Origin of the sequence: Candidatus Methanogranum gryphiswaldense (assembly GCA_019262145.1) — an archaeon.
Taxonomy (GTDB): Archaea; Thermoplasmatota; Thermoplasmata; order Methanomassiliicoccales; family Methanomethylophilaceae; genus Methanogranum; species Methanogranum gryphiswaldense.
The window spans coordinates 393,700-417,328 of the sequence record CP076745.1 but is presented as its reverse complement, the minus strand read 5'-3'; the positions used below and the strand labels follow the sequence as shown (position 1 = coordinate 417,328).

The following is a 23,629-nucleotide window of genomic DNA, read 5'->3' as shown; positions in this document are numbered from 1 at the left end:
TTACTGTATGTTTATACAATTAATACACTATTTATTATACAATTGTCTAATGATATATGAAAAAATTATATAAATGACGAAACGTATAGAGACATGTGGAAAACAATATTCCCCGTGTTGTTTCATCACCCCTCGTCATCGCTTTATCTAACTGCAAAAGGAATGCAAAATGACTGAAAAAAAAAGAATGGCATTGATCGCCGATACAGATGAAAAGATCACTTCGGCCACAGAAGGAAAAATAATAATTAAATTCGAAGGATCGGGTCCTGATTGGACCGAATATTCAAGAATTGATTATACCCTAGATATATCTGGAAACCTTGAAAATATCAGGAATTCTATGAAAAAGATATGTGATGACATATCGGACTGCACAGCAGTGATTAGCACATCGATCAATGGTCTCCCATACCGTATGTTCGATAAAGCAGGACTTAAGATACTGGAGGTCCGGGAATTTAACATTGACGACCTTGAGTATCTAGAAGGTCTGATCAATGTCGAAACATGTGAAAGCGAAAGAACTACGATGACACCTGTATCTCCCAATTGCGATGGGAATTACATATTCGATCTGGTCGCCGCACAATCTGAACGCCCGGACCTGTCCTCGAAAATGCTTCTACGTGATTTCTTAGATAAAACGCCATTCGTTTCATTCGTACTGGTCTGCGAACATGTTCCTCCTTGGATCGAAGAACTGGTAGAACAGAATAACATGGACATTTCGATATCAAAGAATGACGAAAAGATCAAAGCAACAATAAGGAGAGGATGTATTGCCAATAATTCAAAAAGATGACCTAAAAGGCATAACGGCCATGTCAGAATATGGTGACAGCACCATATACACTCTGAATTCAAAGAATATAATAAAGTGCAAATGCGGAACATTGATACCGCAACACAGCGAAGGTGATGTGCGTAAGAAATACAACGGCTCAATCTCCATTTCAAAGGACGGCCACCTGCGTTCCGTCTCATTGGAAGATACGACAGAGATAATCACCCCTCTGGGCCCAATGCCGGCAGAACTAGTGACATTTTACGATACAGGGGAGATCAAGAGAGTATTCCCAGTTAATGGAAAGATAAGCGGTTACTGGTCCGAACAAGACGAAAAGGAGATCTGCCCGGTCTTAAATCTCGATCTTCCGTTCTCCAAGTTCAGATCAAGGATCATAAATATCTGCTTCTATAGATCTGGAAATATCAGATCTGTTACGTTATGGCCTGGAGAAAAGATCTATGTGGATTCTCCATGCGGACGTATACGCATTAGGAACGGATTCTCGTTGTATGAGAACGGTAAGATAAGGTCCATAGAACCAGCGGATCCTATTAAGATCACAACGCCAATTGGGAATATTGTCGCATTCGATCCTACTGCGTTGGGAATAAATGCAGATACGGGGTCGATAACCTTCTTTGAAGACGGTATGATCTCATCGATAAAGACAATAGCAAACAAGGTCAGGATATTCTCGGATGCTTCAGTGGTGAATATGTCACCAAGACTGGAACATAGTATGACCTCCGATGATGAATGGACTGTCGTCCCCATGGATATAGGATTCACCAAAGACGGGATCATGTTCGACAGCATGGGGCCTTACAACAAAGACTCGGATCTGTTCTCCATTGAGGACTACCGTAACCCGACTATAGTACACGGACACCCAATAATACCGAATCAATGAGAAATCTCACGTATGTTCCAGATTTGATTTGCAGGCCGTATACAGATCCTCTGCAGGCTGGAGGGTAGCCCATCCAGATTCCACCTGTATTATACTCAGATTCAGATTTTTGGACATCTCATCGATGTGTTTATCGAACTCATCCCTATCACATAGACCGTTGTCTATCTGTACCATGTTCTTATAGCCACAGACCTCAAACATCCACCTCATGTAATCATCTGGAGTCCTTATTCCAAGCTCTCTGAGTGATTCGATCCTGTTCATGGAATCTATCCCTTTCATGATGTCCCCCGCCGCAAGAAAATCCCTCCAATTAGAAGCAATGGCGGGTGTTACATACAGCATACCGGTATACGTTTTTTCAAGATCCAGATATCTTGGCCCGCCACCCACACATACGCCAACACAATCATCGCATACGTGTCCACCTTCATCACGGAAAACAACAGTAGGTTTGTATCCTTTGCTTTCACACCAAGATGTAACGTCCCAGCCATAATTTCCACACAGTCCGTAATAGACGCCTAGAACGTCAATGTGTGGCTGGAATTCTTCTATCTGTTTTTCTACAAATGTCTTCAGATCCTTTGGTTCTGCATGCAATCCAAGATTATTCATCTTGATCACAATGTTGAACAACGAGCTGGAGATATCACATCTTCCGCTAAAGAATTCCTTCTCAGATAGAAGCTCAAATGGAATTCCACTGACGCTTAGTTTTCCTTTAAGACTGCCACAGTACTCTGTCTCGATGACATAGATATTCTTTGTCTCATCATCTTTCTTCAACGAATGGACAAGTTCGTTCTCGAGCATGGGACAGGCAATTATTCCAAGCGTACCAGAAGTCATTGGAAACAAGATGTCATATCGCTATATAAAAGATAGTTACTATTCAATTGATATGTATCTTGATTGGAGAATGAATCGATAGGATATATCGATAAAAACATCAATTTACTTTGGACATGAGATTTTAAGCATGACAAAACTACAACAGTAGGATGTAACAATCAAAACCATAAGATAAGCGGAATAGTGCAAGGGCTGGGATTTGAACCCAGGGACCACTAAGGACTAGGCCCTCAACCTAGCGTCTTTGGCCATGCTTGACTACCCTTGCAGCTAAATCCCCGATAAGTATGGACTTAATAAGCTTTGCCATTAGAGAAGTAAGATAAGAAAATGTTTTGTTGAAAGGATAATCTATCAAACTGTCTGGAGAACAAGATTTACCTCTTTCTTTACAAGGACACTGCACTGATATTCATCCATGAAATCGACACCGCAGTATTTCTTTACAGCATCAGAACGGTAGAAAACCAGCAATATGAAGCTAACGATCTGATATGCCAATAGCTTTGAGTCCTGTTCCGACAGCCTGTCACCGTAATATTCCTTGATCAAAGGATATACCATCCTGGAAAGCACTATCTCATCATCCAAAAGGATCTTCGGAACAGCGGTCTTCAAGTGCTTCCTGAACAACACGATCTTCCTAGCAAAAGACGTAAGTGCCTCCTCCAAAACCTTTTTGGGATTGCCAGTGCCGTATTGTATGCTATCATCGGACAGAAAACTAGCCATTATGCTCTTCATGGCACAAACCATCAGTTCGTCTTTAGAACCATAATAATAGTTGACCAATGCTGGATTAACGCTTGCGTTTCCTGCTATCGCCCTTGTGGTTACCTCCTTGACGTCCTGACAATTCTCCAAGAGGAATATGGTGGCCTCTAGGATTCTGTCCTTCCTTTCTGAAGACATGATTAATTGATTAACTTGTAAGTATAAAAATTGAATTGATGCGTCAATAATACCCTATCCATTTAATTAATTGGAATAATCTTTTTTTAAAAAAATATTCATATTGGTACATATCAAAAACAACTTTAAACATTCAATGAAATCGATCATTTCTCAAATATGAACGTTCAAAAAATACATTTGTTATTTAATGACTTTTATCGTTATGAATAACCAAATCTGATAATGTTCACACGACAGTAATTAATACTGCGAACCCTTGGTTCCGAATGTCTAGAGTGGGAGGGCAGCCGACGGTAGGACTTTGTCCAGCTGAGGAACTTCCCCTCTCCATAGGGCAAGATGAATTGGGAAATCCAATAGGGCGAGAGTCTTGGCAAGGGCCCAGAAACGACACAGTTCCGGTAAATAGGATGATCCGTGCGTCGGTGACATTCCCGGAGATCTGGTGAAACGGCGACACCTCATCGGAGCAAACTCATACAGCCGGAATGATCGGCCCGAGACCGGCGGGTAGAGCGCATAGTCGAATGCTGCCTGAAACAGAAAGGGGGGTACTACCCACACTAGGCACTTTTTATATTTAGGACCTCCAAATAATTGATACATCAATTTTTAGTCTTGACTAAATTTAAATATTAATTAGGCATACCTAAAACTATGGAATGTAGCAAATGCGCTTCATGCAGTTCATGCTGCGGATGCCATAAGGGCTCGGATGCCAACGTAGATACGACCATGCCTACCATGGGAGGAATACCTCTTACCATGGCATCCGAAGGTGATACTGGAACAATAATCAGGATCACTGGAAACCAGGAAACCAGGAAGTATATGTCGAACCTTGGATTCACTGCAGGATCAAAAGTATCTGTCATAAAGAAAGTATCAAAAGACCTGATCGTGGACATAAAAGGTTCTCGTATAGCAATGGATGCCTCCGTAGCATCCAGACTCTATTTCGTACCGATGTGAGGAAAATGAAAACAATAAAGGATATGAAACCCGGGGACGAAACCGTTGTTATCAAAGTACACGGCACTGGACCGATAAGAAAACGTGTCTTGGACATGGGCATAACCAAAGGTGCAAAGGTAATTGCAGTAAAAAGAGCACCTCTTGGAGATCCTATCGAGGTCAAGGTCAGAGATTATGAATTAAGCCTTAGGAACAAAGAAGCAGAGATCGTCGAGATCGAATGAATCTCTAATTTAAAGGTGAAAAAATGATAGGACAGCGTAAGCTATGGATCAGAGGTGGCATCAAATGACCACTGTCGCACTTGTCGGAAACCCGAATTGCGGTAAAACTACAATTTTCAACAAATTGACTGGAAGCTCTCAACGTGTCGGAAACTGGCCAGGAGTTACCATCGAAAAGAAAGTAGGAAAGCTCAGAGGAAAAAAAGATGTTGATATTGTCGACCTTCCAGGGGTATATTCCTTATCTCCTTATTCGCCGGAAGAGATAATAACAAGAAATTATCTTGTTCATGAGTCTCCGGACGTTATAATTAACATCGTTGATGCATCCAATCTCGAAAGGAACCTGTACCTTACCACACAAGTGATGGAAATGGGAATACCCGTCGTGATAGCACTTAATATGATGGATATTGCCGAGAATCGTGGCATATTGATTGATATTAAAGAATTATCAAAGAGACTCGGTTGCAAGGTTGTTCCTACTTGCGCTCTCAAAAACGATGGATTGGATGATGTATCTGATACTGCAATTGCCGAAGTAGGCCATGTTCCAGGATACCTTAGATTTTCCGATGAAACAGAGAACTGCATCTTCAAGGTCAGCGAACTAATTGACAACCGCAATCATGCCACCTCAAGATGGTATGCGATAAAACTTTTGGAAAGAGATGAACTGGCACAATCTGAATATGAGGATATATTAGACGAGATCACTCCGTTGATCGAAACCTTGGAAAAATCCAAAGATGACACCGGCGATGGTATCATCGCAGAAGAAAGATACAATGCCATAGGGACCATTGTATCTGGTGTCAGAAAAGAAACAAAGGATAACAAAGAGACGATCTCGGATAAGATAGACAAGATCGTAACGAACAAGTGGCTGGGACTTCCCATATTCGCAGGCATAATGTTCATCACTTACTATATAGCAATGACCACCGTCGGTGCATATTTCTCTGGCTGGGTCAATGATGTTTTTTTCGGAGAATGGGTTCTCCCAGGAGTACAGTCATGGCTTGAGAGTATGAATGTTGATCCTGTACTGATCGGCCTCATCGTAGATGGTATACTTGCTGGTGTAGGTGCTGTTCTAGGTTTCCTACCTCAGGTATTGGTATTGTTCATACTGCTGACCATCCTTGAAGATTGCGGATACATGGCAAGAATATGTTTTGTCATGGACCGCATATTCAGGAAATTCAATCTTTCCGGAAAATCCTTCATACCGTTACTTGTAGGGACTGGATGCGGAATTCCGGGTATCATGGCATCGAGGACCATAGAGAATGAGACCGACAGAAAACTAACAGTCGTAACAACTACCTTTATGCCATGCTCAGCAAAACTCCCAATAATCGCTCTGATCGCCGGAGCATTGTTTGGAGGTTCTGCTCTAGTGGCACTATTCTGTTACTTCTTAGGAATAGGCTGTGTATTGATCTCCGGAATAATACTTAAGAAATTGAGAACGTTCGCAGGAGCTCCATCCGTGTTCATTATGGAATTGCCCCCTTACCACACACCCAAATTCATGAACGTTGTGAAAACGACCCTTGACAGGGGATGGGCCTTTGTAAAGAAAGCTGGAACATTCATACTGCTCGCATGTGCGATAGTGTGGTTCCTCTCTGCTTTCAGCTGGAACCTCACAATGGTTGATGACATCAACGACTCGATGCTTGCATCGATAGGACAAGCCATATGCTGGATATTCACTCCATTAGGATGGGGGGGTGATTGGCAGTTCTCGGTGGCTACCATAACTGGACTGCTCGCAAAGGAGAATGTCGTTGGAACATTCGGTGTTCTCTTCGGATTCAATGAAATCTCAGAAGCAGGAGAAGAGATATGGACTGTTATCGCAGCCATGCTAGGAACCGTGGGCGGATTGTCATTCCTTGCTTTCAACATGATATGTGCACCTTGCTTTGCAGCGATCGGTGCAATGAGGAGAGAACTGGGAACATGGAAAATGACACTGTTAGCTGTCACATACCAGTGCGCTTTAGCATATGTGATCGCAATGATGATATTCCAGTTCGGTTCGATCATCGTATACGGGACATTCAGTTTATGGCTGATACCTACGATCATCATAACCATCCTAATGATCTATCTACTCATTGCAAAGGACCCATTCAAATATTTTAATAACAAATCCAAGGAGGCGATAAAATGCTGAATGGTGCCACAATACTGATAGCTCTGGTAATAGCTGTGATCTTGATGATCGCCGTGTATTATTCATACAAGAGCTTCAGATGCGGAGGATGTGAGGGATGCAAGAAATGTTGTACGAACAAGGAATGCCGTCCTGAAAAGAAGAATAAAAATAAGTAAGCAACATACTTGGGGTTCATGGCACTGGACCCCAAGTACAAAGCTGTCGTTTTCGATATGGATGGCACCTTCATGAACACGAAGGTTAACTATACCAAACTTTCCAATGTGGTATTCGATGAGATGAGATCCATCGGAGTTCCAGAGAATGTCATAGACAGGTCCAATGGATCCAGATCCGAACTTAGCAGCGGAATGGAATGGATGAAAGCCAACGGAATGACCGAAGAGATAAATTCCATAGGTAAAAGGATATCAAAAAGAGCGACAGACGTAGAATTAGAAAATGCACATCTGGCCCAACCCTTCGAAGGTTCACTTGAGGTTTTAGACCTTCTAAAGAAAAAAGGATACAAAACTGGTATTCTTACACGCGGAGGACGCAGATACGCAGAATGTGTCCTCAATCTCTTCGATATCTTGAACGATTTCGATGTCATCGTTGCAAGAGACGATTATCCAGATAATGAATCCAAACCATCGCCCATTGCAATGCAACATGTGGCAAATGCAATAGGCGTCAGACCGGATGAGATCCTTTATCTCGGAGACCATGTATTCGATTGGATGACCGCGAGAGATTCGGGAGCTGGATTCTATGGTGTACTTTCTGGTAACTATGATATCAACAATTGGAAAGCGATTAACGATGATGTACAATTGCTGGATAGTGTCAAGAACCTCCTATATATGATCTGATGACTCGCCCTTCATTCGTTACAATTCTCGAACGATATGTCATTGGTTTTAACATTTTTAGCACGAGATTTGGATAGCATTCCTAATTCCATCCATGCCGCATCAAAGACCGCAATCGGCGTAAGACATGGCACCGATAATGTCGCCCTTATATCCGGATCCACGACTTTACTTCCATTATAATTTGTTGCATCTTCCATCGTTATTGTTTTTAATTTTTCTGCATAGGCCTTGACATTGGGGCAATCTGAAACTATCTCGATCTGAATCGTCCCATCCTCCTGCATCTTAGCCGTCACTTTATTGACTTTATTACAAGTGTTCATTTTTGCTATGACAGTAGAACTCATATTATCGATGTATATAGTAAATATGTTTATATATTAATTTCTACAAATTTTCATTCAAATCTATTATTTCATAGTTATATCCAACCAATAAATTGTTTAATAGCCGTTAAAATGCGTTTCTTTATATACTAATCAACCAAAAAATAAGTAACTAAGCTATTACTTTATGGAGATTTCATCCAACCATGTAATCAATATAAATATAGATGGAGGGAATTTAAACTATAAGCTTTGCAAGGCAAGAATCGGAGTGATAAAATGTCGAAGGAGGAAATACTGAAAAAATTAAGCGACTCGGTTATAAATTACAAGATCGAGGTTGCAAAAAGTGCCGCACAAGAAGCACTCAGTACCGGAATGGACCCTATAGAAGCAATTAACGAGGGCCTTGTAAAGGGAATGAGTGTTGTTGGAGAGAACTATGCGGAACATAAGGTCTATCTCCCACAGGTATTGGTCTCTGCACGTTGCATGTACGCAGGATTGGACATCCTTCTACCTGCAATCCCAAAATCCAAACTTGAAAATGCAAAAAAATGTGCAGCCGCAGTCGTTGAAGGCGACGTGCATGACATCGGAAAGAACATAGTAAGAACAATGCTCACCGCAGGCGGATACATTGTGATTGACTATGGAAAGGACATTTCTCCTGAAGAAATTGTGAAGAAAGCGGAGAACGACGGAATAAACTGTCTGTGCCTCAGCACCCTCATGACACCAACAATGGAGAATATGAAAAAAACAATCGATGTGCTGAAAGAAACGGGTTACCGCTCTAAAGTGATCGTAACTATTGGCGGTCCACCAACATCTCCTGGATTTGCAAAAGATATTGGGGCAGACCATAGGGATGCAAATGCACAGAATTGCGTTAACTGGCTCAAGGAGGAATTCAGATGAAAGAAATGACACCAGTTGAAAGAGCAACTGCTGCAATCAACAATGAGAAGGTTGACAGACTCACTGTCTACCCCATCGCATGCGGTGTCTGCAGAAAGCTCATAGGTGATGGAAAACTGACCTACCGCGAATGGTGTAGTGATCCTAAGCTGTTTGCACAGGCCTTCGTAGAAGGACAAAAAAGATTCGGATTAGACTTTGCGGTCGGATTGATGGATCTTTCGGTCATGGCAGGAGACCTGGGTGCACATGTAAGAATGGACGAACAAAATACTCCATTCGTAGATAAACATGTAAACAATGGACCTGAAGATTATGAGAATCTTAAGGTACCTGACATTAAAAAAGGTAGAACTGACGTTCTGATAAAAGGTACAAAACTGATGGCAAGTGGATTGAATGGGAAGGTAATAACCTCCGCATTTGTAGAAGGACCTCTACTTGCATTATCACAGACCGTTGGAGCAGAAAGACTGTTCATGGATATGTTCACTGACCCTGCTCCGGTCCATAAAGCCCTAAAAACCATGACCGAATACGATTCGCAGATCGTCGAGGCCCTTGGACATACAGAAATAAAAGCATTGATGTGGGATTACCTTTGGGGAAACTATTCGGTTCTAGGAGACCAAGAATACAAGGAATTCGAAGCAAAATACGCTGAGAAACTGAACAAATTGGTCCTAAAAAACGGAATGGCTATGGCAATACATAACTGCGCCGATCTTCCACACCTAAACACCCAGATAAAAGAATACAAGCCTTCGATCTACTCGATGGCCTACTATCCACTTATCGAGGGGTCCCCGTCTCCGACAAAAGTGATCGAAGACGGATATGCCGACAAATGTCTTGTCGCAGGGCAGCTTGATCCACAGCTCTTCATCAGAGGAACCGTAGAACAAGTGACCAATGCTACGAGGGACCTATGCCATGAGGTCAAGACCGCTTTGTGCAAGCGCGGACTGAATTCCACATATTGCATTGCATCTGGGTGCGAAGTGCCACCAGATATCTCATGCAAATTGGAGAATATCTCCGCAATGGTCGAAACAACGAAAAAATACGGCAGAATGGATAATTAAAAACCACTTAAAATAAACAATTTACAAGGAAGGAGTAATGACCCTTCTAAAATAACGCTAAACTTTTTACCATAGACGGACCGAAGTGCGACCGTTACAAAATGGTCTTCCTCTTGCAGCATAGAGGTCCGTCTTCCTCCAAACTAGATAAATATAAAGGATGATCAAATGAACGGCTTCTATGAATCGATGAGAAGTAGAGGGTTCTCTTATGAAACCACAGCATCTATTAGAAAATTCGAATGCCCAAAATGTGGTTTTAGATTCTCCCTTGTATATGCACGTACTTTCGCATGTCAAGGATGCTCTGAATCTGTGAAAGGGTGCCCTAAGGTCAGATGCTCGAAATGCGATAACGAATTTTTCATAAACGAAACACCAGAGATACACGGAAAAGAACAACAAAAAATGATCGCAAATCACATTTGTGAAGTTGTGAACCAACACTACGATGGCCTCGGCATACGCACATACAACAGGTGATCTAATGTATATTGGTCTAGGATTCGACACTGGAGGAACGTACACAGATGCCGTGATCCTCGATATGAAAAACGGCACGGTTCTTCAAAAGGCAAAGGCACTCACAACAAAAGAGAACCTTGTCATAGGGATCGAGAATGCAATTAAAAATTTCGATCAAGAGTTGCTATCTAACATCTCAATCGTTTCTTTATCATCCACTCTTGCAACAAATTCGGTGGTCGAAGGAAAAGGATGCAGAGTCGGCCTGATATGTATCGGAAGAGAATACAACAATTCGGTCAGAGTGGACGAATATATCAAAGTCAGCGGACGTCACGATCTGAACGGCGAAATAACAGAAGAACTTGATATAGATTCGATAAAAAGATTTCTAAATAATGTAAAGGACAAGATCGATTGTATTGCGATAACAGGCTATATGAGCGTCAGAAATCCTGAACACGAGATTGACGTTGAAAAACTGGTCAAGATGACCATTGACAAACCCATAGTTTGCGGATATCAGTTATCGTCCAGCCTTGGATTCAATGAAAGGACCGTGACCGCAATAATGAATGCAAGGCTGATACCCGTAATAAAAGACCTCATTGGATCTGTAAGCAAAGTGATGGACAGCCACGAGATACACGCACCGATAATGATCGTGAAAGGAGACGGTTCCATCATGAACGTTAAAATGGCAGAGGAACGCCCGGTCGAGACCATACTGTGCGGTCCTGCTGCAAGCCTTACCGGTGCAAAGGTGCTTACCGGGATCAAAGATGCAGTGGTTGTGGATATGGGCGGTACAACGACCGATATAGGCATACTTAGGAATGGTTTTCCCAGCATCAATTCTTGTGGAGCTACCATCGGCGGTCATAGGACCCATGTCCTTGCAGCCGAGATCTCTACATCTGGTATTGGAGGGGACAGCCGCATCTTCCTTAATGGGAATGAGGTCTGCCTTAAACCACAACGTGTTGTACCTCTCTGCATAGCAGCATATGAACATCCAGAGATAATCGGTGATCTTGAAGAGACGATCAAACAACCAGTGACCAATCACAGAGCCTTTGATGACAGAAATGTCATTTCGAACATAGAATTTTTTACAGGATCGAAACCACTTTCGACCGAGATACTTTCACAGATAGATCGTGAATTCCTTGGTCTGATCAAACAGCGTCCGCTTACTTTGAACCGGGCAGCTTCGATCTTAAATGTACATCCCCTGAATTTCAATATAACCAAAATGGAAGAACACGGTCTGATACAAAGGATCGGTTTGACACCGACAGATATCCTCCATGCTGAAGGAAGTTATGTACAATATAACGCCAAAGCTTCCGAATTAGGAATGGAATATATGTGCAGGAGGACGGGAACCACTAAAGAAGAGTTCATTAAGAAAATAAGGACCATGGTTTATGAGAAGATAACTCGTGAAATCCTTATGAAGGTCATATTCGATGAAACTTCCAATTCCAAATCCTGTGACATTTGCGAGAGCATTATCAATAAGGTCATCACTGGAAACCCTGGACGGGATTATGATTGCACCATCACACTGAACAAACCAATAATCGGAATAGGTGCACCAGTGTGCGCTTGGCTTCCTAATGTGGCAAAAAGACTGAATACGAGATTCATTGAACCTCACGACTCGATGGTGGGAAATGCGATTGGTGCAATATCTGGATGCATCGTAGAATCGATCGATATCCTGATCGAACCAGAGGGCACATGTTCTGATTATTCCGGACCTTGTACCGTATTTTCAAAACTCGGAAAAATGAATTTCGATACGATACAAAAAGGAATGGAATACGCAAGGATAGAAGGTGGAAAATTTGCCGATACCACGGCAAAACAGGCCGGTGCCTACTCCACAGATGTATCTTTTGATGTCAAAGAAAGAACATATGATATCGAGGGGACCAAGACAATACTCGACATACTCATATCTGTAACGGCTACAGGAAAACCTCAACAGATGATCTGAGATCATTCCCAATTGATTGAATAATTGGATGATGGCACTGTTATCTCGATTATCATTCCTCTACCTGGAACTCCCACTTCTTTAGAACGGAATCCTGAGGCTCTCAGAATATTGAACGCCAGATATGCTCCCCTCCCGTACTCCATGGAGGCTCCGGAAACAAATGATGCTTTCTGATCATATGGTATGCCGACACCATCATCCGAATAAACTATGACCAGACTTCCATTGTCGATCCTACATTTTATTGAGCATTTGGTGACACGAACACCCTGTATCAAAGAATACATCACAAGATTGGAAAAAACATTATAAAATGCTGGATCGGCAAGTATCTTTGCACCTTTTACATTACGATCCATAAAATTTGGTTCTAGATGATTGGATTTGACTGCAATGTCTATTATGTCGTCCAAACTTTGCCATTGTGGATCGACAAGACCTACATCGTGGTATTCCTGGACGAACTTCATGATATTATCCAAAGCTCCTATACTGTCCAATATGCTCTCTTTTTCTAAAGAATTTGAAATACCATCTGCATCGAATCTTAGATCTTTCAATGATTTCCTTATATCCTCATTCATCAAAGAATCTAGAACATTTATCCTTTCCATTGTCTGACGCAACACCTTATCAGCATGAGCGATTTCAGTTATATCGTCAATTATTATTATGAACCCTGTGATCTCATCCTTTTTTCCAACTGTTTTAGCTACATTGATCTTAAAAACCACATCTACGCCATTATTGTCTACAGAATGCCGAAATTCCCTTGGCTCCCCTGACTCACGTACTTCGTCTATATCAGATGAGATCATACGTGAAAGATCGTTAGAAAAAGCCTTCAATGGCTCCTTGGACAGACACAAAGAATGAGATGTCAAAAGTGACCTTGCATATTCGTTATTCTCTAAAATTGAGAGGTCATTATCAACGATCATTATGCCTACGGGTGCGTTGAGCATGACTTCCCTTAGATTACGTTCACTTCTTACATTTTCTTCTTCCAGCATTCTTTCGTGATAGATGGAAATTAGACCCTCCATAAAAAGAGTGAATTGTATGGTATCGTCTTCAGTGTATTCCAAAGACTTGTTTCCAACACCTGCTGTAGCAAGGATCTGCCCATTATGGAATATGGGTATCATTAACAATCTTTTCAATTCTACATGACCCGCTGGCAATTCGTTCTCATGACATCTGGGGTCACTGGAATAATCATTAATGATTATTGCCTTTTTTTGACGTATTGGCTCTCCCCAAACACCCGTAGAATCAAAATCGTATGTAATCTGCCTATTCTTCATCTTACATTTCTCAGGTCCACCCAATGACCAGGAACCCATCTTGAGTTTCTTGGTATCCTCTTCATACATTGCAATGTAACCGATCGTACTGTTGGTCAATTTGACACTGGATTCCAAAGCATAATTGAGTATCTCACCGAATTCCTTATCGTGCATTGTAGCCATCGAAAGCAAAGCATTCATTCTTCTCTCGCTAAGCTGCCTATATGCCTCTATTTTGACCTTTTCCGCACACAGAATGATCTTTGACGATAGATCCATGTAGAAATTCATTACATTTTCACGACTGACATAATAATCCATTTTCAATTCAAATGCCTTAATGGCCACATTACCGTCAGCCTTTTTTGTCATGATAATGAAGGGGCGAAGATCGTTCATACGACTCATTTCATTGAAAATCGAAATGGCATTGACATTAGGTGGATCATGATCGCATACGATAACATCCAAATGCAATTCGGATTTCAAAATAGCATTCAGACCAGCAGGATCGCTTAAAATGTGTACATCCATACTATCGTTGATATTCGTGATGAATCTCCGAGCCTGTTGTAACAGGACCTCATCTGACGAGATCAACAACACTCCGTACATACCGTATGGTATCATGTATGAATTAAAAATACAATCGCAAATCATAAATTATTTTTATAACTGGCAAACTTAAAAATCATGTATCAAATAGTGAAAGAACGGAAATAATTTACAAGAATAACTGCAAGCAACTGTTTTTAATCGAATATTTTCATACTCTTCTTATTTGTTAAAGTACCCAACTCATAACAATCTTTAATTAGATGATAAGTAAAATCAAGATTAAGTTGAGTCGTCAATATATTTTTATATGAACTCACATTGACCGATGTTGTTGAAACCAGAATCAAAGGTCCCATTTAATGGGATTATTCCGGACAATAAGAGGAAGGATTGAAATGGAAAACAAAACAACATGGAACTCTATCGATCCAAAGATACGTAACATTACCATGTTGGGATTAGCCTTAGCAATGTTGATTGCTTGTTTGGATGGAACTATTGTAAGTACATGCGGACCAGTTATTGCAGCAAATCTTAACGGTACTGAACTTTATGCTTGGATGATCACAGCGTATATGCTGTGTGAAACAATAATGATCCCCATTAGCGGAAAAATGTCCGACCATTATGGAAGAAAACCCATATTCTTAATGGGATTGGGTCTATTCATCGGAGGTTCCATACTTTCTGGAATGTCAACATCGATGGAACAGCTGATCATATTCCGTGCTATACAAGGATTCGGCGGAGGTGCTCTGATTCCTGTTGCAATGGCTGCAGTCGGAGATTTTTACCCTCCAGAAAAAAGAGGCAAGATGCAAGGAGTTCTGGGTGCAATATTTGGACTCGGAAGTGCTATCGGCCCTCTTCTAGGAGGATACATAACAGAATACATGGATTGGCGCTGGGTATTCTATATCAATGTCCCACTCGCGATCATAGCTTTAGCTCTTACAATTAAGAAATTCCCAAAAGCAGAGGTCGATTCACTTCACAAGGTCGATTACACGGGAATGGCAGTACTATCCAGCTTCTTGATTGTTCTTCTGCTCTTCTTTGAATGGGGAGGCGATGAGGTACAATGGGTCAGCATAGAATCATTCCTAATGATAATGGTAGCAATAATCCTTTTGCTTCTATTCATTAGAATTGAAAAGAAAGCTGATGATCCGGTTCTTGCACCGCACATCTTCAAAGACCGTACTTTGCTTGCTTGTGGCATATTCATGCTTATATTCGGTCTAGGAATGATGGGCGCAATGACCTATTCATCCATGTTTATGATCTATGTATATGGACTCACAACACTTGAAGCAGGAGAGGTAAGTATAGCACTAGTCGCCGGTATGGTGATCACATCAATTGCGAGCGGAAATCTGCTATCTCGTACAGGATACAGACCATGGTTGATTATTGGCCCCATATTGACATTCATTTCTTTTTGGATGATGTCGAGCCTCAAGTATGGAGGGGATGTGATGGGGATGGTCTTTTGCTTATTCCTATTAGGACTGGGATTGGGCTGTATGATGTCCATTGTCATGGTAGTTGCACAGAACCGTGCAAAACCAAATGAAATGGGAATGACCACATCATCAGTAAATCTGATGCGTTCAGTCGGTGCAACATCTGGTACAGCGGTATTCTCAATGCTGATAACACAGAAGATCTCTTCTGAATTGGCAACCAATTTGTCTCCTGAGGTATACAACAATATTCCTCATGATACGGGAGTCCTGAATTATCTGTCACAGATACTACAGCAATATGGAAAAGATGCATATGATGGCGTGCTTACAGCCTTTGCCAACAGTGTAGATTTTGCATTTTTGATTGGTGGAATAATAATGCTGTTGTTGGTGTTTGTCGGATTATTCATAAATGCTAAAAAGAATCGTGAAATTGAACTCACACCAGAAGAAGGCGAGTTGTTAGAGAAGTGATTATATGGATAAAGATGTCAAAGAGTATTGGAAATTATTCATGCCTGTGGTCACAAGAATCATGGAAAAAGAAATTCAAAAAAGACATGTAATGACCAAGGAACTCTATGAGATCTCAGAGATACATGTAAGATATCTTTTAGCATTAGACGCCGGAGGGTGCACCTTGAAGGAACTCTCCGACGGTCTTTTTTTTAATAAGGCGAATACTACACGTGCAATAAGATGTCTTGAGGAGAAAGGTTATGTTTATGATAATAGAACTTCAAAAACTTCAAGGAAATACGATTTGTTCCTTACCGAAAGTGGAAAAGAGATAACAGAATATTTGAAAAAAGATATTGATTCTGTGATAGAGACATTTTTTAAAGGAATATCTGACGAAGAGATCGAAAGCTTCATTCATACTATCAATACAATGTGTCAAAATGTCGACAGAAATGGTGAATATACGAAAACATTGGAATATTTAAGAGACACATTAAATCAAACATGATCTTCAACCAACAAAAACATATTTGACCTCATCATTAAAAAAACTCAATTAATGATGGGGCCAATAAAATATGTAAAAACATTCATAAAATGAAGATGTAAGCGAAATGCCCCACATTTCATATATTATCACCTTGAATTTACTACTCTACAAAACGACTCGTATGCCTCAAAATTTTCCAATAATGATATAGAAATCCTCATCATCTTGTTCGAATATTGGTTTTAAACCAGCGTTTATGATCATATCTCTTAGATCTTCGATCTTCGGAAGGAAATCATTGGAAATGACCTCCCCTCCCGATCTGTGTACTTCATTTATATGCTTCTTAGAAGAAGAATGGGCAATCATCAATTTACCATCCTTTTCAAGATAACTCGCCAATATTCGTATTGCCCTTTCCTGATACGGAAAATGAGGAAAACATGAATAACAAACAATATCATCAAATTTTTCGTCCATTTCCATATCATATATGTCGACAACCTTGTATCTGACCATATTGTGTATGGTCTCAGGATATTTCATCATAGCCTGCTTTATCATATTCTCTGAATAATCTATTGCCAGTATCGAACCTGATCTCAGATTTTCTTCATAGAATGGTATCATTATCCCGGTCCCAGTACCAATATCGAGTATTCTTTCATTTCCAGACAACTCTAACAATGAAACTATGCGCCTGACCTTCTGAATATCATGTATTGATATGTTGTCCCAATGAGCTGCATGTTCATTGAAAAATTCCCTTTGTTTTGGATTTGTATTCATCTTTTCCATAATGATCCCTCAAATAGGCATTACCCTCGGATACCCCCGTATCTCATCTACGTAAGCATCAATATTGTAAACTCTCTTGATATTCTCGGGCGTGATTATTCCTTTATCACCAGCAGCGAATATACGTCCATCTTTCATTAAAATGAATTTATCAGAATGTCTTATCGCTAGATTGAGATCGTGTATCGTCATGACCGCGGCCATGTCATTACATGAGACTAGATTTGACACCATGTGCATTATCATATGCTGATTGGAAAGATCAAGATTGCTCGTCGGTTCATCCAATAATATCACACGTGGCTGTTGAACTATTGCACGTGCGATCTGTACCAATTGATACTCCCCGCCACTGATCTCGTCCACATATTTTAGAGATAAATGATCGAGTTCCATCAAATGTATCACTCTGCTGGTTATGGATATGTCCTTTTCAGTCGCATCCCATTCAATATGAGGTCTTCTTCCAAGAAGTATCGAATCGAATACAGTAAGTCTTGATGTTTCGCCTCTCTGAGAGACATAACCAACATTCCTTGATATTGTACGTCTATCCGTATCGGTAAGATCCAAACCTTCCAATAGAACTGACCCGCAGGACGGCTTCAATATCCGATTGATACATTTCATCAAAGTTGTCTTTCCAACGCCGTTCGGTCCAAGCAATGCAACCATCTCTTTACGTTCGATCTCGAATGAGATATCTTCCAAAACTTTCTCACTCTTATACGAAAATTCCATCCCGTCCACCTTGAAGAACATTAGCGCCTATACCTCCTGACCAACAGATATATGAACATAGGTCCACCCAACATCGAGGTTATTATACCCACAGGCAGAACTTTTGGATAAAGTATGATCTGACCTACGGCATCTGAGACCACTATTATTATTGCACCTATCACTATTGATAAGGGTATCAGATATCTATGGTCACTACCGATAAGCATCCTTGCTATGTGCGGCGCCAAAAGACCTATGAACGCAATAATGCCAAAGAAAGATACGATGGTCGCACACAAAAGGGAAGCTAATACAAGTCCGATTATCCTTTCCCTTTCGGTATGTATACCTAATCCCTTTGCGCTCTCTTCCCCAGATTCCATGGCATTATAGTCCCATCTCTTATAGAAAAAGTATAGAACAACTGGGGTCAGAACGAACAATATCAGAGTATTGTAACTCCACGTCGCCTTACCAAGGTCCCCAAACATCCAGGTGATTATGTTTCCAAGTTGTGAATCCGTGGCGATATACTGCATGAATGAAAGACCTGCAGAGAATATTGCACTGATGGCAACACCTGCCAACACCATTGTCTCAGCACTTACATGGGTTACCTTTGTCAACACCAATATCATTACCGTTGCTATCATTGACGCTATGAAGGCACAAAGCACCGTTACATATGGATTAGTAATGGACACTGCTGAAGTTATGCTTGTGCCAGCACCTACAAATATTATCGCGAAGGATGCACCGAAAGCCGCGGCACTAGACAGTCCTAATGTGTAAGGGGAGGCCAAGGGATTACGAAGGATACATTGCATGACCACTCCAGATATTGCGAGTCCGGCACCAGCAAGTATAGCGGCAAATATCCTGACCATTCTTATGTTCCATACGATACGTCCATCACCAGATGTATTGAATGTGAATATGTCCTTTATGACCTCTAAAATAGGTATGTTCATAGGACCGTTGCAAGCAGCCAAAATGATACATATCAACAGTATCACTATACTGACCCCAATTACCAAGCGCTTCCTTTTGACGTATCCTTGATATTTAACTGATGATGGCCCTATATCAGTACCTTCGTAGGAATATATATCGGAGAACTGGGACTTCTCATGTTCAGTATCATTTGCTTTGTCTGTAATCGGCAACCTCTCCCTATTAAAAAATTTGAAAAATGTTTAAAGCACTCTCAAAGTACTACTTTTGCGCAACCACCCTGAATCTCAGCAAGAGCTTCATAAGTTACAGCATCGTCTCCGTAAAACAACTCAAGAACATTATTCGCCATGTCTTCAAATGTCCATGTACTGTCAGAATCCATTAAGACCGCAATGAAATACGAATTGATAAGTTGATTGTCCCAGTTAGTTCCATAATATTTGTAGATCATAGTAGAATATATCTTATCATTCTCGATTGCACTTACGTCTTCGAGACCTGTATTGTCAGTAATATCAGTTCTTATTGTTGAAAGTACAGATTCGATATTAACATCATCTATGAAAATATAATCTGGATCATAACTGCACAGGGTCTCAAGGGTTATGGTGTAGGGTTGTTTGTTGGAGGATCCGGGCATTACATTAGTAACATCAGAATAGTCGAATGGCAGATAGTTACCTGATGCCTTTAACAGAGAAGACCCACCGTAATAGAACATTCCACATGCATATGCTGTGGACGAAGATGTTGATACGGCTGACTCTATTGAAGAGATCATTGCTTTGATACCGCTGTTCAATTCAGTTGCTCTCGCCTTCTCGCCAAACAAATCTCCCAACGAGGTTATCTGCTCATAGAAATAATCAGCATCAAATTCAACATCAGCATTTATGACATATACGGGGCATCCGCATTTGTCTTGGAAAGTATCCGCAGCTGAAACATCAGCTAATGTTGATGTTATCACAACAGACGGATTGAGCACAGCGACACTTTCAGCGTCAGTCCCACTCTCAGGAAGAGACTCGAAGAAGTCCTGATAGACCACATAATATGTCTGACCGGTACTCCAATTAAAGGTTCCTTCGGTTTCCATAGCACATACGTCATCAACAGCATCAAAATACGATACCAGCCTAAGCGAACACGCACCTATGCAGAATATTGAATCTGTATCTTCAACAGTTACTTCCCTGCCAAGACTATCGGTCACGGTCACCGAACCTCCGTTGTTATTGTCATCCTTCATTACTAGAACGGCAACCCCTGCACCAGCGATCACCACTACAAGCACGATTACTATTGCATATAGTTGTTTATTGTTCATTCAAATGCCTCAAGATCAATCATTTAACACAATACTGATCTAGGTAACGTAATAAATAACACGAATAAATAAGTAGTGTTAATATGAAATTCAGATAAAGATATCTTTGATAATAATTGCAAAATATCGACGGCACCCCGTGCAAATATCAAAAATATCATGAAAAATAAATTGAAAAAGTTTGGAAAATTTAATTACTGTGAACCGTCACCGAGCTTGTGGAATCTGTCGCGCTCTTTACGCTCTTCGAGCTCGATGTACCTGAATCTTTTATTGTTGTCCGCGAATGTTGTGTTGGCAGGAAGCATCTTCTTGATAAGTTGCATCATTCCGCTTCCGAGTCCCATAAGCTGCTTGCTCATGTTGACCCCGAATCTCGTCTTTCCGCAAACTACATGACCTGGATTGACAACATCGTGAGGATCCATGATCGTCTTAAGATCCCTCATGTACTCCACTGTATCGGAATCATGGACATTATCGAGGTTCCACGCGAAGAATATACCGAATCCGGTCGTCCTTCCGCCATATTTGGAAGCAACATCTCCCAGATAGAAGTTGAATCCGAATGCCGTCATTCCGAGCATTCCTTCATCGTCCTTGAAATAGTAAGGCATGAAAAGCGTAGTGTTGCGGTCGACCATTACGCCGATCACACCTCCCGCTTCCATCTTCATCTCCTCGAAACCTTTGTAACACGCACCGACGAAAGCTCCCCATTCATGTGCTGGAACTATGACTTCAGCGGGTATCTCTCCGACACCGACCTTCCTGGCCCTGAACTCATAGCATCTCTCTTCCCACTCGTGTGCAGGAATATGTTCATCGGTTATCTTCTTTCCAAGTCCGTCCTCTACGACAATCTCATCTATGACCTTCTCTTCCAAAGCGATGAACTTCTCATCTCCCTGAAGTGTCACAAGAAGCAGATTCTTCACATCTGGTGCCGGGAAACCTGCCTTCCTCTGGTTAGCAAAGTGAAGGGAATCGGACCATGCAACATGCAACGGCCTGATACTTGGATGATTGACGATCTTTTGGATCACTCCGTTGGCCTGCGCCAACTGATCGAACTCGTATGCCAAAGGCCTGATCTTTCCCATCGGGTGAAGCCTAAAGGTCACTGTTGCGAAGACCGCGAGCGTCCCTTCGCAACCTGAGAATATCTGGTTAAGGTTGTATCCTTTGTAGTATGCACCGACATTATCGTCTCCGGTCTGAAGGATCGTCCCATCGCTTAAGACCACCTGCATATTGAGAACATTGTCCTTGGCAGCCCCATATTTGTATGATCCGATACCCATTCCGTTCGTAGCGAGCCAGGCTCCTAACGTTGCAGAAGGGAAGGATGATGGATACGATCCGATGATGTAACCTTTCTTCATGCACTCATCCAACAATGATTTCCATGTGCATCCGCAACCGACCTTGACTGCCATCCCCTCTGTGTCCATCTTAAGGACCTTGTTGAATTTGGATGACATATCGATGACTATTCCGCGACATGTTGGCTGACATCCGCCAAGACCCCACGACGAATTGCCCCTTGGGATCACAGGTATGCCGTGCTTGTACGCAAGTGCTACGACCTTAGAGATCTCATCTACCGTAGAAGGCCTCACAACAGCATCTGGAATGTTATTGAACGCAAAACCCGCCATTTTGGGAAGGGGGGCCATGTCCTTGCTGTAAAGCATTAGTTCCATTCCCTCTGTCGCTACGTTCGCTTCGCCTACGATATCCTTCAATGCTGCTATTATTTCAGGCGTTACCGTTCTGTCAAGGTCCTTATCTGCTTCGCCTTTGAGACAATACGGCGTCCATTCGAAAGAGGCGCCGGTTATCTTCCTTCCGCCAAGTTCGTTCGCCTTCTCCGCAACTGCCTCGGCTCCATCGGAACCTGTCGTGAACACTGCAGAACTGCGATCTGGTATGGATCCGTGATATTTTCCGCTTATCACATTTACAAGTTTTTCCCAATTCTTGGCTGGAATTATAACATGTTCACCGTGTATCTTATGGTTGGATCTTATTGTCCAATATTTGTCAGCCTCGGAAGACTCCAATTTTGCAGAACCTGCGAATATTGCATCCAGTTCTATTTCCTCAAGATCTACGAATTCTTGTGCTCCCTGAAGAGCAAGAAGCAGCGCCGTGTTCTCGCTGCAGAACGAAATATCATATGGTTTCACGCTTGGATGATGTACTAATTTCTGAATTGCCTCATTCATTAAGACGGTGTTTGCAAACTTGTACGCAACGATCTTTGTGACCCCTGCAGGTGCGAGTCTCAATGTGACCTCTGTCACAATTCCAAGGGTTCCTTCAGAACCTGAAAAGAGCTGGGTGAGATTATAACCGGACATGTAGTATCCGATATTATCGTACCCTGTCTCGACGATAAGTGACTCAGCCGTGACGGCCTGTACACTTAGTACGTTGTCCTTGGCAGATCCATATTTGTAAGATCCTACCCCGACACCATTTGTCACTACCCATGAACCTACGCTCTTGTCAAGATCTGTAGGACGGGAACCGACTGTGAAACCTGCCTTCGAGACTTTTTCCAGAACATCCTTCCACTTTGCACTGGCCCCTACCCTTACTGACATGGCAACGGGGTCTACATCACCTATCTTCTCAAAGGAACGTAGGCACACAAAGATGCCACCACATTCTGTCTTCTGAGCATCAATGGTCCATACTGATTTGTTGCTGGAAGTAACCGAATAGTTGTTCTTCTTAGCGTATGTAATGATCTCCTTGACCTCTTCAACGGTCGAGGGTTGGATGCAAATGGCTGCTTTTACTTTGTTTCCGGACTCGCACACTTTGGTCTTACCAGCGAATGCGATCTGGAGCTCTTCTACGGCATCGGCCGTCAATTTTTTGGTCTGGTTGTCCCCACAATTCATATTGAGTCCTCCACTTTTAATTTAAAGTGTGACCTATTATAATAAGGAAGGGTATTGACTGATATGTTATAAGCGTTGTGACTTGGAAAATCATACCTGGACGTTTGATA

At 41.7% G+C, this 23,629-nt stretch carries 22 protein-coding genes, 1 tRNA gene and 1 other RNA gene; 14 read left to right on the top strand and 10 right to left on the bottom strand.

Annotation, left to right across the window (positions count from 1 at the left end):
- Nucleotides 1-169 precede the first annotated feature (169 nt).
- Nucleotides 170-805 carry a hypothetical protein gene (locus KRP56_02290; GenBank protein ID UAL08095.1) on the top strand — a complete coding sequence of 212 codons (636 nt, stop codon included), beginning with the start codon at nucleotides 170-172 and terminating at the stop codon, nucleotides 803-805.
- Complete coding sequence (locus KRP56_02285; protein UAL08094.1) at nucleotides 783-1,703, top strand: hypothetical protein; 921 nt, start codon at nucleotides 783-785, stop codon at nucleotides 1,701-1,703. Before KRP56_02290 ends, KRP56_02285 begins: the two co-directional genes overlap by 23 nt.
- Nucleotides 1,704-1,709: 6 nt before the next feature.
- Here the strand turns inward: KRP56_02285 and KRP56_02280 are convergent, their stop codons facing one another.
- From KRP56_02280 to KRP56_02270, 3 genes are all read right to left on the bottom strand, one after another.
- Nucleotides 1,710-2,558 (bottom strand): DUF1638 domain-containing protein, encoded by an 849-nt coding sequence (locus KRP56_02280; GenBank protein UAL08093.1) that lies wholly within the window; start codon nucleotides 2,556-2,558, stop codon nucleotides 1,710-1,712.
- 187 nt (nucleotides 2,559-2,745) lie between these two features.
- Nucleotides 2,746-2,829 (bottom strand) — tRNA-Leu (locus tag KRP56_02275).
- Between the two features lie 86 nt (nucleotides 2,830-2,915).
- Complete coding sequence (locus KRP56_02270; GenBank protein UAL08092.1) at nucleotides 2,916-3,473, bottom strand: TetR/AcrR family transcriptional regulator; 558 nt, start codon at nucleotides 3,471-3,473, stop codon at nucleotides 2,916-2,918.
- A gap of 274 nt (nucleotides 3,474-3,747) precedes the next feature.
- Between KRP56_02270 and rnpB the strand changes: the two genes are divergently transcribed.
- From rnpB to KRP56_02240, 6 genes are all read left to right on the top strand, one after another.
- Nucleotides 3,748-4,042: RNase P RNA component (gene rnpB, locus KRP56_02265), an RNA gene on the top strand.
- Between the two features lie 91 nt (nucleotides 4,043-4,133).
- Nucleotides 4,134-4,448: a ferrous iron transport protein A gene (locus KRP56_02260; GenBank protein UAL08091.1), complete on the top strand. Its 315-nt coding sequence runs from the start codon at nucleotides 4,134-4,136 to the stop codon at nucleotides 4,446-4,448.
- Between the two features lie 5 nt (nucleotides 4,449-4,453).
- Nucleotides 4,454-4,675, top strand: coding sequence for a ferrous iron transport protein A (locus KRP56_02255; protein ID UAL08090.1), 222 nt, complete (start codon nucleotides 4,454-4,456; stop codon nucleotides 4,673-4,675).
- A gap of 64 nt (nucleotides 4,676-4,739) precedes the next feature.
- Nucleotides 4,740-6,863, top strand: a complete 2,124-nt coding sequence (gene feoB / locus KRP56_02250; GenBank protein UAL08089.1) for a ferrous iron transport protein B — start codon at nucleotides 4,740-4,742, stop codon at nucleotides 6,861-6,863.
- Complete coding sequence (locus KRP56_02245; protein ID UAL08088.1) at nucleotides 6,857-7,021, top strand: FeoB-associated Cys-rich membrane protein; 165 nt, start codon at nucleotides 6,857-6,859, stop codon at nucleotides 7,019-7,021. The genes feoB and KRP56_02245 overlap by 7 nt, the downstream gene beginning before the upstream one ends.
- Nucleotides 7,022-7,039: 18 nt before the next feature.
- Nucleotides 7,040-7,720, top strand: coding sequence for an HAD family hydrolase (locus KRP56_02240; GenBank protein ID UAL08087.1), 681 nt, complete (start codon nucleotides 7,040-7,042; stop codon nucleotides 7,718-7,720).
- Nucleotides 7,721-7,731: 11 nt separating this feature from the next.
- On the opposite strand, the gene KRP56_02235 is transcribed toward KRP56_02240, so the two are convergent.
- Entirely contained in the window at nucleotides 7,732-8,070 is a 339-nt protein-coding gene (locus KRP56_02235; GenBank protein UAL08086.1) for a hypothetical protein, read from the bottom strand.
- 258 nt (nucleotides 8,071-8,328) lie between these two features.
- On the opposite strand from KRP56_02235, the gene KRP56_02230 reads away from it, so the two are divergent.
- The 4 genes from KRP56_02230 to KRP56_02215 all read left to right on the top strand — a co-directional run bounded on the left by KRP56_02230 (nucleotide 8,329) and on the right by KRP56_02215 (nucleotide 12,525).
- On the top strand, nucleotides 8,329-8,970 hold the full coding sequence (locus tag KRP56_02230; protein UAL08085.1) for a cobalamin-dependent protein: 642 nt from the start codon (nucleotides 8,329-8,331) through the stop codon (nucleotides 8,968-8,970).
- Complete coding sequence (locus KRP56_02225) at nucleotides 8,967-10,055, top strand: uroporphyrinogen decarboxylase family protein (protein ID UAL08084.1); 1,089 nt, start codon at nucleotides 8,967-8,969, stop codon at nucleotides 10,053-10,055. The genes KRP56_02230 and KRP56_02225 overlap by 4 nt, the downstream gene beginning before the upstream one ends.
- Before the next feature lie 168 nt (nucleotides 10,056-10,223).
- The gene (locus KRP56_02220; protein UAL08083.1) at nucleotides 10,224-10,538 is read left to right on the top strand and encodes a hypothetical protein; all 315 of its coding nucleotides are present in this window, start codon (nucleotides 10,224-10,226) and stop codon (nucleotides 10,536-10,538) included.
- Nucleotides 10,507-12,525, top strand: a complete 2,019-nt coding sequence (locus tag KRP56_02215; protein ID UAL08082.1) for a hydantoinase/oxoprolinase family protein — start codon at nucleotides 10,507-10,509, stop codon at nucleotides 12,523-12,525. Before KRP56_02220 ends, KRP56_02215 begins: the two co-directional genes overlap by 32 nt.
- A 2-nt stretch (nucleotides 12,526-12,527) precedes the next feature.
- Here KRP56_02215 and KRP56_02210 read toward each other — a convergent pair whose 3' ends face one another.
- A complete protein-coding gene (locus KRP56_02210) occupies nucleotides 12,528-14,447 on the bottom strand; it encodes a GAF domain-containing protein (protein UAL08081.1) in 1,920 nt (639 codons plus the stop codon).
- 323 nt (nucleotides 14,448-14,770) lie between these two features.
- Here KRP56_02210 and KRP56_02205 point away from each other — a divergent pair, with 323 nt between their 5' ends.
- A complete protein-coding gene (locus KRP56_02205) occupies nucleotides 14,771-16,318 on the top strand; it encodes an MFS transporter (GenBank protein UAL08080.1) in 1,548 nt (515 codons plus the stop codon).
- 4 nt (nucleotides 16,319-16,322) lie between these two features.
- On the top strand, nucleotides 16,323-16,814 hold the full coding sequence (locus KRP56_02200; GenBank protein UAL08079.1) for a hypothetical protein: 492 nt from the start codon (nucleotides 16,323-16,325) through the stop codon (nucleotides 16,812-16,814).
- Between the two features lie 168 nt (nucleotides 16,815-16,982).
- Here the strand turns inward: KRP56_02200 and KRP56_02195 are convergent, their stop codons facing one another.
- The 5 genes from KRP56_02195 to KRP56_02175 all read right to left on the bottom strand — a co-directional run bounded on the left by KRP56_02195 (nucleotide 16,983) and on the right by KRP56_02175 (nucleotide 23,519).
- On the bottom strand, nucleotides 16,983-17,594 hold the full coding sequence (locus KRP56_02195; protein ID UAL08078.1) for a class I SAM-dependent methyltransferase: 612 nt from the start codon (nucleotides 17,592-17,594) through the stop codon (nucleotides 16,983-16,985).
- A gap of 9 nt (nucleotides 17,595-17,603) precedes the next feature.
- Nucleotides 17,604-18,356, bottom strand: coding sequence for an ABC transporter ATP-binding protein (locus tag KRP56_02190; protein UAL08077.1), 753 nt, complete (start codon nucleotides 18,354-18,356; stop codon nucleotides 17,604-17,606).
- Entirely contained in the window at nucleotides 18,356-19,288 is a 933-nt protein-coding gene (locus tag KRP56_02185; GenBank protein ID UAL08432.1) for an iron ABC transporter permease, read from the bottom strand. The genes KRP56_02190 and KRP56_02185 overlap by 1 nt, the downstream gene beginning before the upstream one ends.
- Before the next feature lie 236 nt (nucleotides 19,289-19,524).
- Nucleotides 19,525-20,604, bottom strand: coding sequence for an ABC transporter substrate-binding protein (locus KRP56_02180; GenBank protein UAL08076.1), 1,080 nt, complete (start codon nucleotides 20,602-20,604; stop codon nucleotides 19,525-19,527).
- A 194-nt stretch (nucleotides 20,605-20,798) separates the two neighbouring features.
- Nucleotides 20,799-23,519, bottom strand: a complete 2,721-nt coding sequence (locus tag KRP56_02175) for an FAD-binding oxidoreductase (protein ID UAL08075.1) — start codon at nucleotides 23,517-23,519, stop codon at nucleotides 20,799-20,801.
- Nucleotides 23,520-23,629: the final 110 nt, after the last annotated feature.

What these genes read in the sequence shown, in the direction of transcription:
- KRP56_02195 (UAL08078.1), bottom strand. Translation starts at nt 17,594, where the DNA reads ATGGAAAAGATGAATACAAATCCAAAACAAAGGGAATTTTTCAATGAA.
- KRP56_02260 (UAL08091.1), top strand. Translation starts at nt 4,134, where the DNA reads ATGGAATGTAGCAAATGCGCTTCATGCAGTTCATGCTGCGGATGCCAT.
- KRP56_02185 (UAL08432.1), bottom strand. Translation starts at nt 19,288, where the DNA reads ATGAACATACCTATTTTAGAGGTCATAAAGGACATATTCACATTCAAT.
- KRP56_02180 (UAL08076.1), bottom strand. Translation starts at nt 20,604, where the DNA reads ATGAACAATAAACAACTATATGCAATAGTAATCGTGCTTGTAGTGGTG.
- KRP56_02220 (UAL08083.1), top strand. Translation starts at nt 10,224, where the DNA reads ATGAACGGCTTCTATGAATCGATGAGAAGTAGAGGGTTCTCTTATGAA.
- KRP56_02190 (UAL08077.1), bottom strand. Translation starts at nt 18,356, where the DNA reads ATGTTCTTCAAGGTGGACGGGATGGAATTTTCGTATAAGAGTGAGAAA.
- KRP56_02270 (UAL08092.1), bottom strand. Translation starts at nt 3,473, where the DNA reads ATGTCTTCAGAAAGGAAGGACAGAATCCTAGAGGCCACCATATTCCTC.
- KRP56_02235 (UAL08086.1), bottom strand. Translation starts at nt 8,070, where the DNA reads ATGAGTTCTACTGTCATAGCAAAAATGAACACTTGTAATAAAGTCAAT.
- KRP56_02230 (UAL08085.1), top strand. Translation starts at nt 8,329, where the DNA reads ATGTCGAAGGAGGAAATACTGAAAAAATTAAGCGACTCGGTTATAAAT.
- KRP56_02225 (UAL08084.1), top strand. Translation starts at nt 8,967, where the DNA reads ATGAAAGAAATGACACCAGTTGAAAGAGCAACTGCTGCAATCAACAAT.
- KRP56_02240 (UAL08087.1), top strand. Translation starts at nt 7,040, where the DNA reads ATGGCACTGGACCCCAAGTACAAAGCTGTCGTTTTCGATATGGATGGC.
- KRP56_02245 (UAL08088.1), top strand. Translation starts at nt 6,857, where the DNA reads ATGCTGAATGGTGCCACAATACTGATAGCTCTGGTAATAGCTGTGATC.
- KRP56_02280 (UAL08093.1), bottom strand. Translation starts at nt 2,558, where the DNA reads ATGACTTCTGGTACGCTTGGAATAATTGCCTGTCCCATGCTCGAGAAC.
- KRP56_02205 (UAL08080.1), top strand. Translation starts at nt 14,771, where the DNA reads ATGGAAAACAAAACAACATGGAACTCTATCGATCCAAAGATACGTAAC.
- feoB (UAL08089.1), top strand. Translation starts at nt 4,740, where the DNA reads ATGACCACTGTCGCACTTGTCGGAAACCCGAATTGCGGTAAAACTACA.
- KRP56_02215 (UAL08082.1), top strand. Translation starts at nt 10,507, where the DNA reads ATGGCCTCGGCATACGCACATACAACAGGTGATCTAATGTATATTGGT.
- KRP56_02210 (UAL08081.1), bottom strand. Translation starts at nt 14,447, where the DNA reads ATGATACCATACGGTATGTACGGAGTGTTGTTGATCTCGTCAGATGAG.
- KRP56_02290 (UAL08095.1), top strand. Translation starts at nt 170, where the DNA reads ATGACTGAAAAAAAAAGAATGGCATTGATCGCCGATACAGATGAAAAG.
- KRP56_02255 (UAL08090.1), top strand. Translation starts at nt 4,454, where the DNA reads ATGAAAACAATAAAGGATATGAAACCCGGGGACGAAACCGTTGTTATC.
- KRP56_02175 (UAL08075.1), bottom strand. Translation starts at nt 23,519, where the DNA reads ATGAATTGTGGGGACAACCAGACCAAAAAATTGACGGCCGATGCCGTA.
- KRP56_02200 (UAL08079.1), top strand. Translation starts at nt 16,323, where the DNA reads ATGGATAAAGATGTCAAAGAGTATTGGAAATTATTCATGCCTGTGGTC.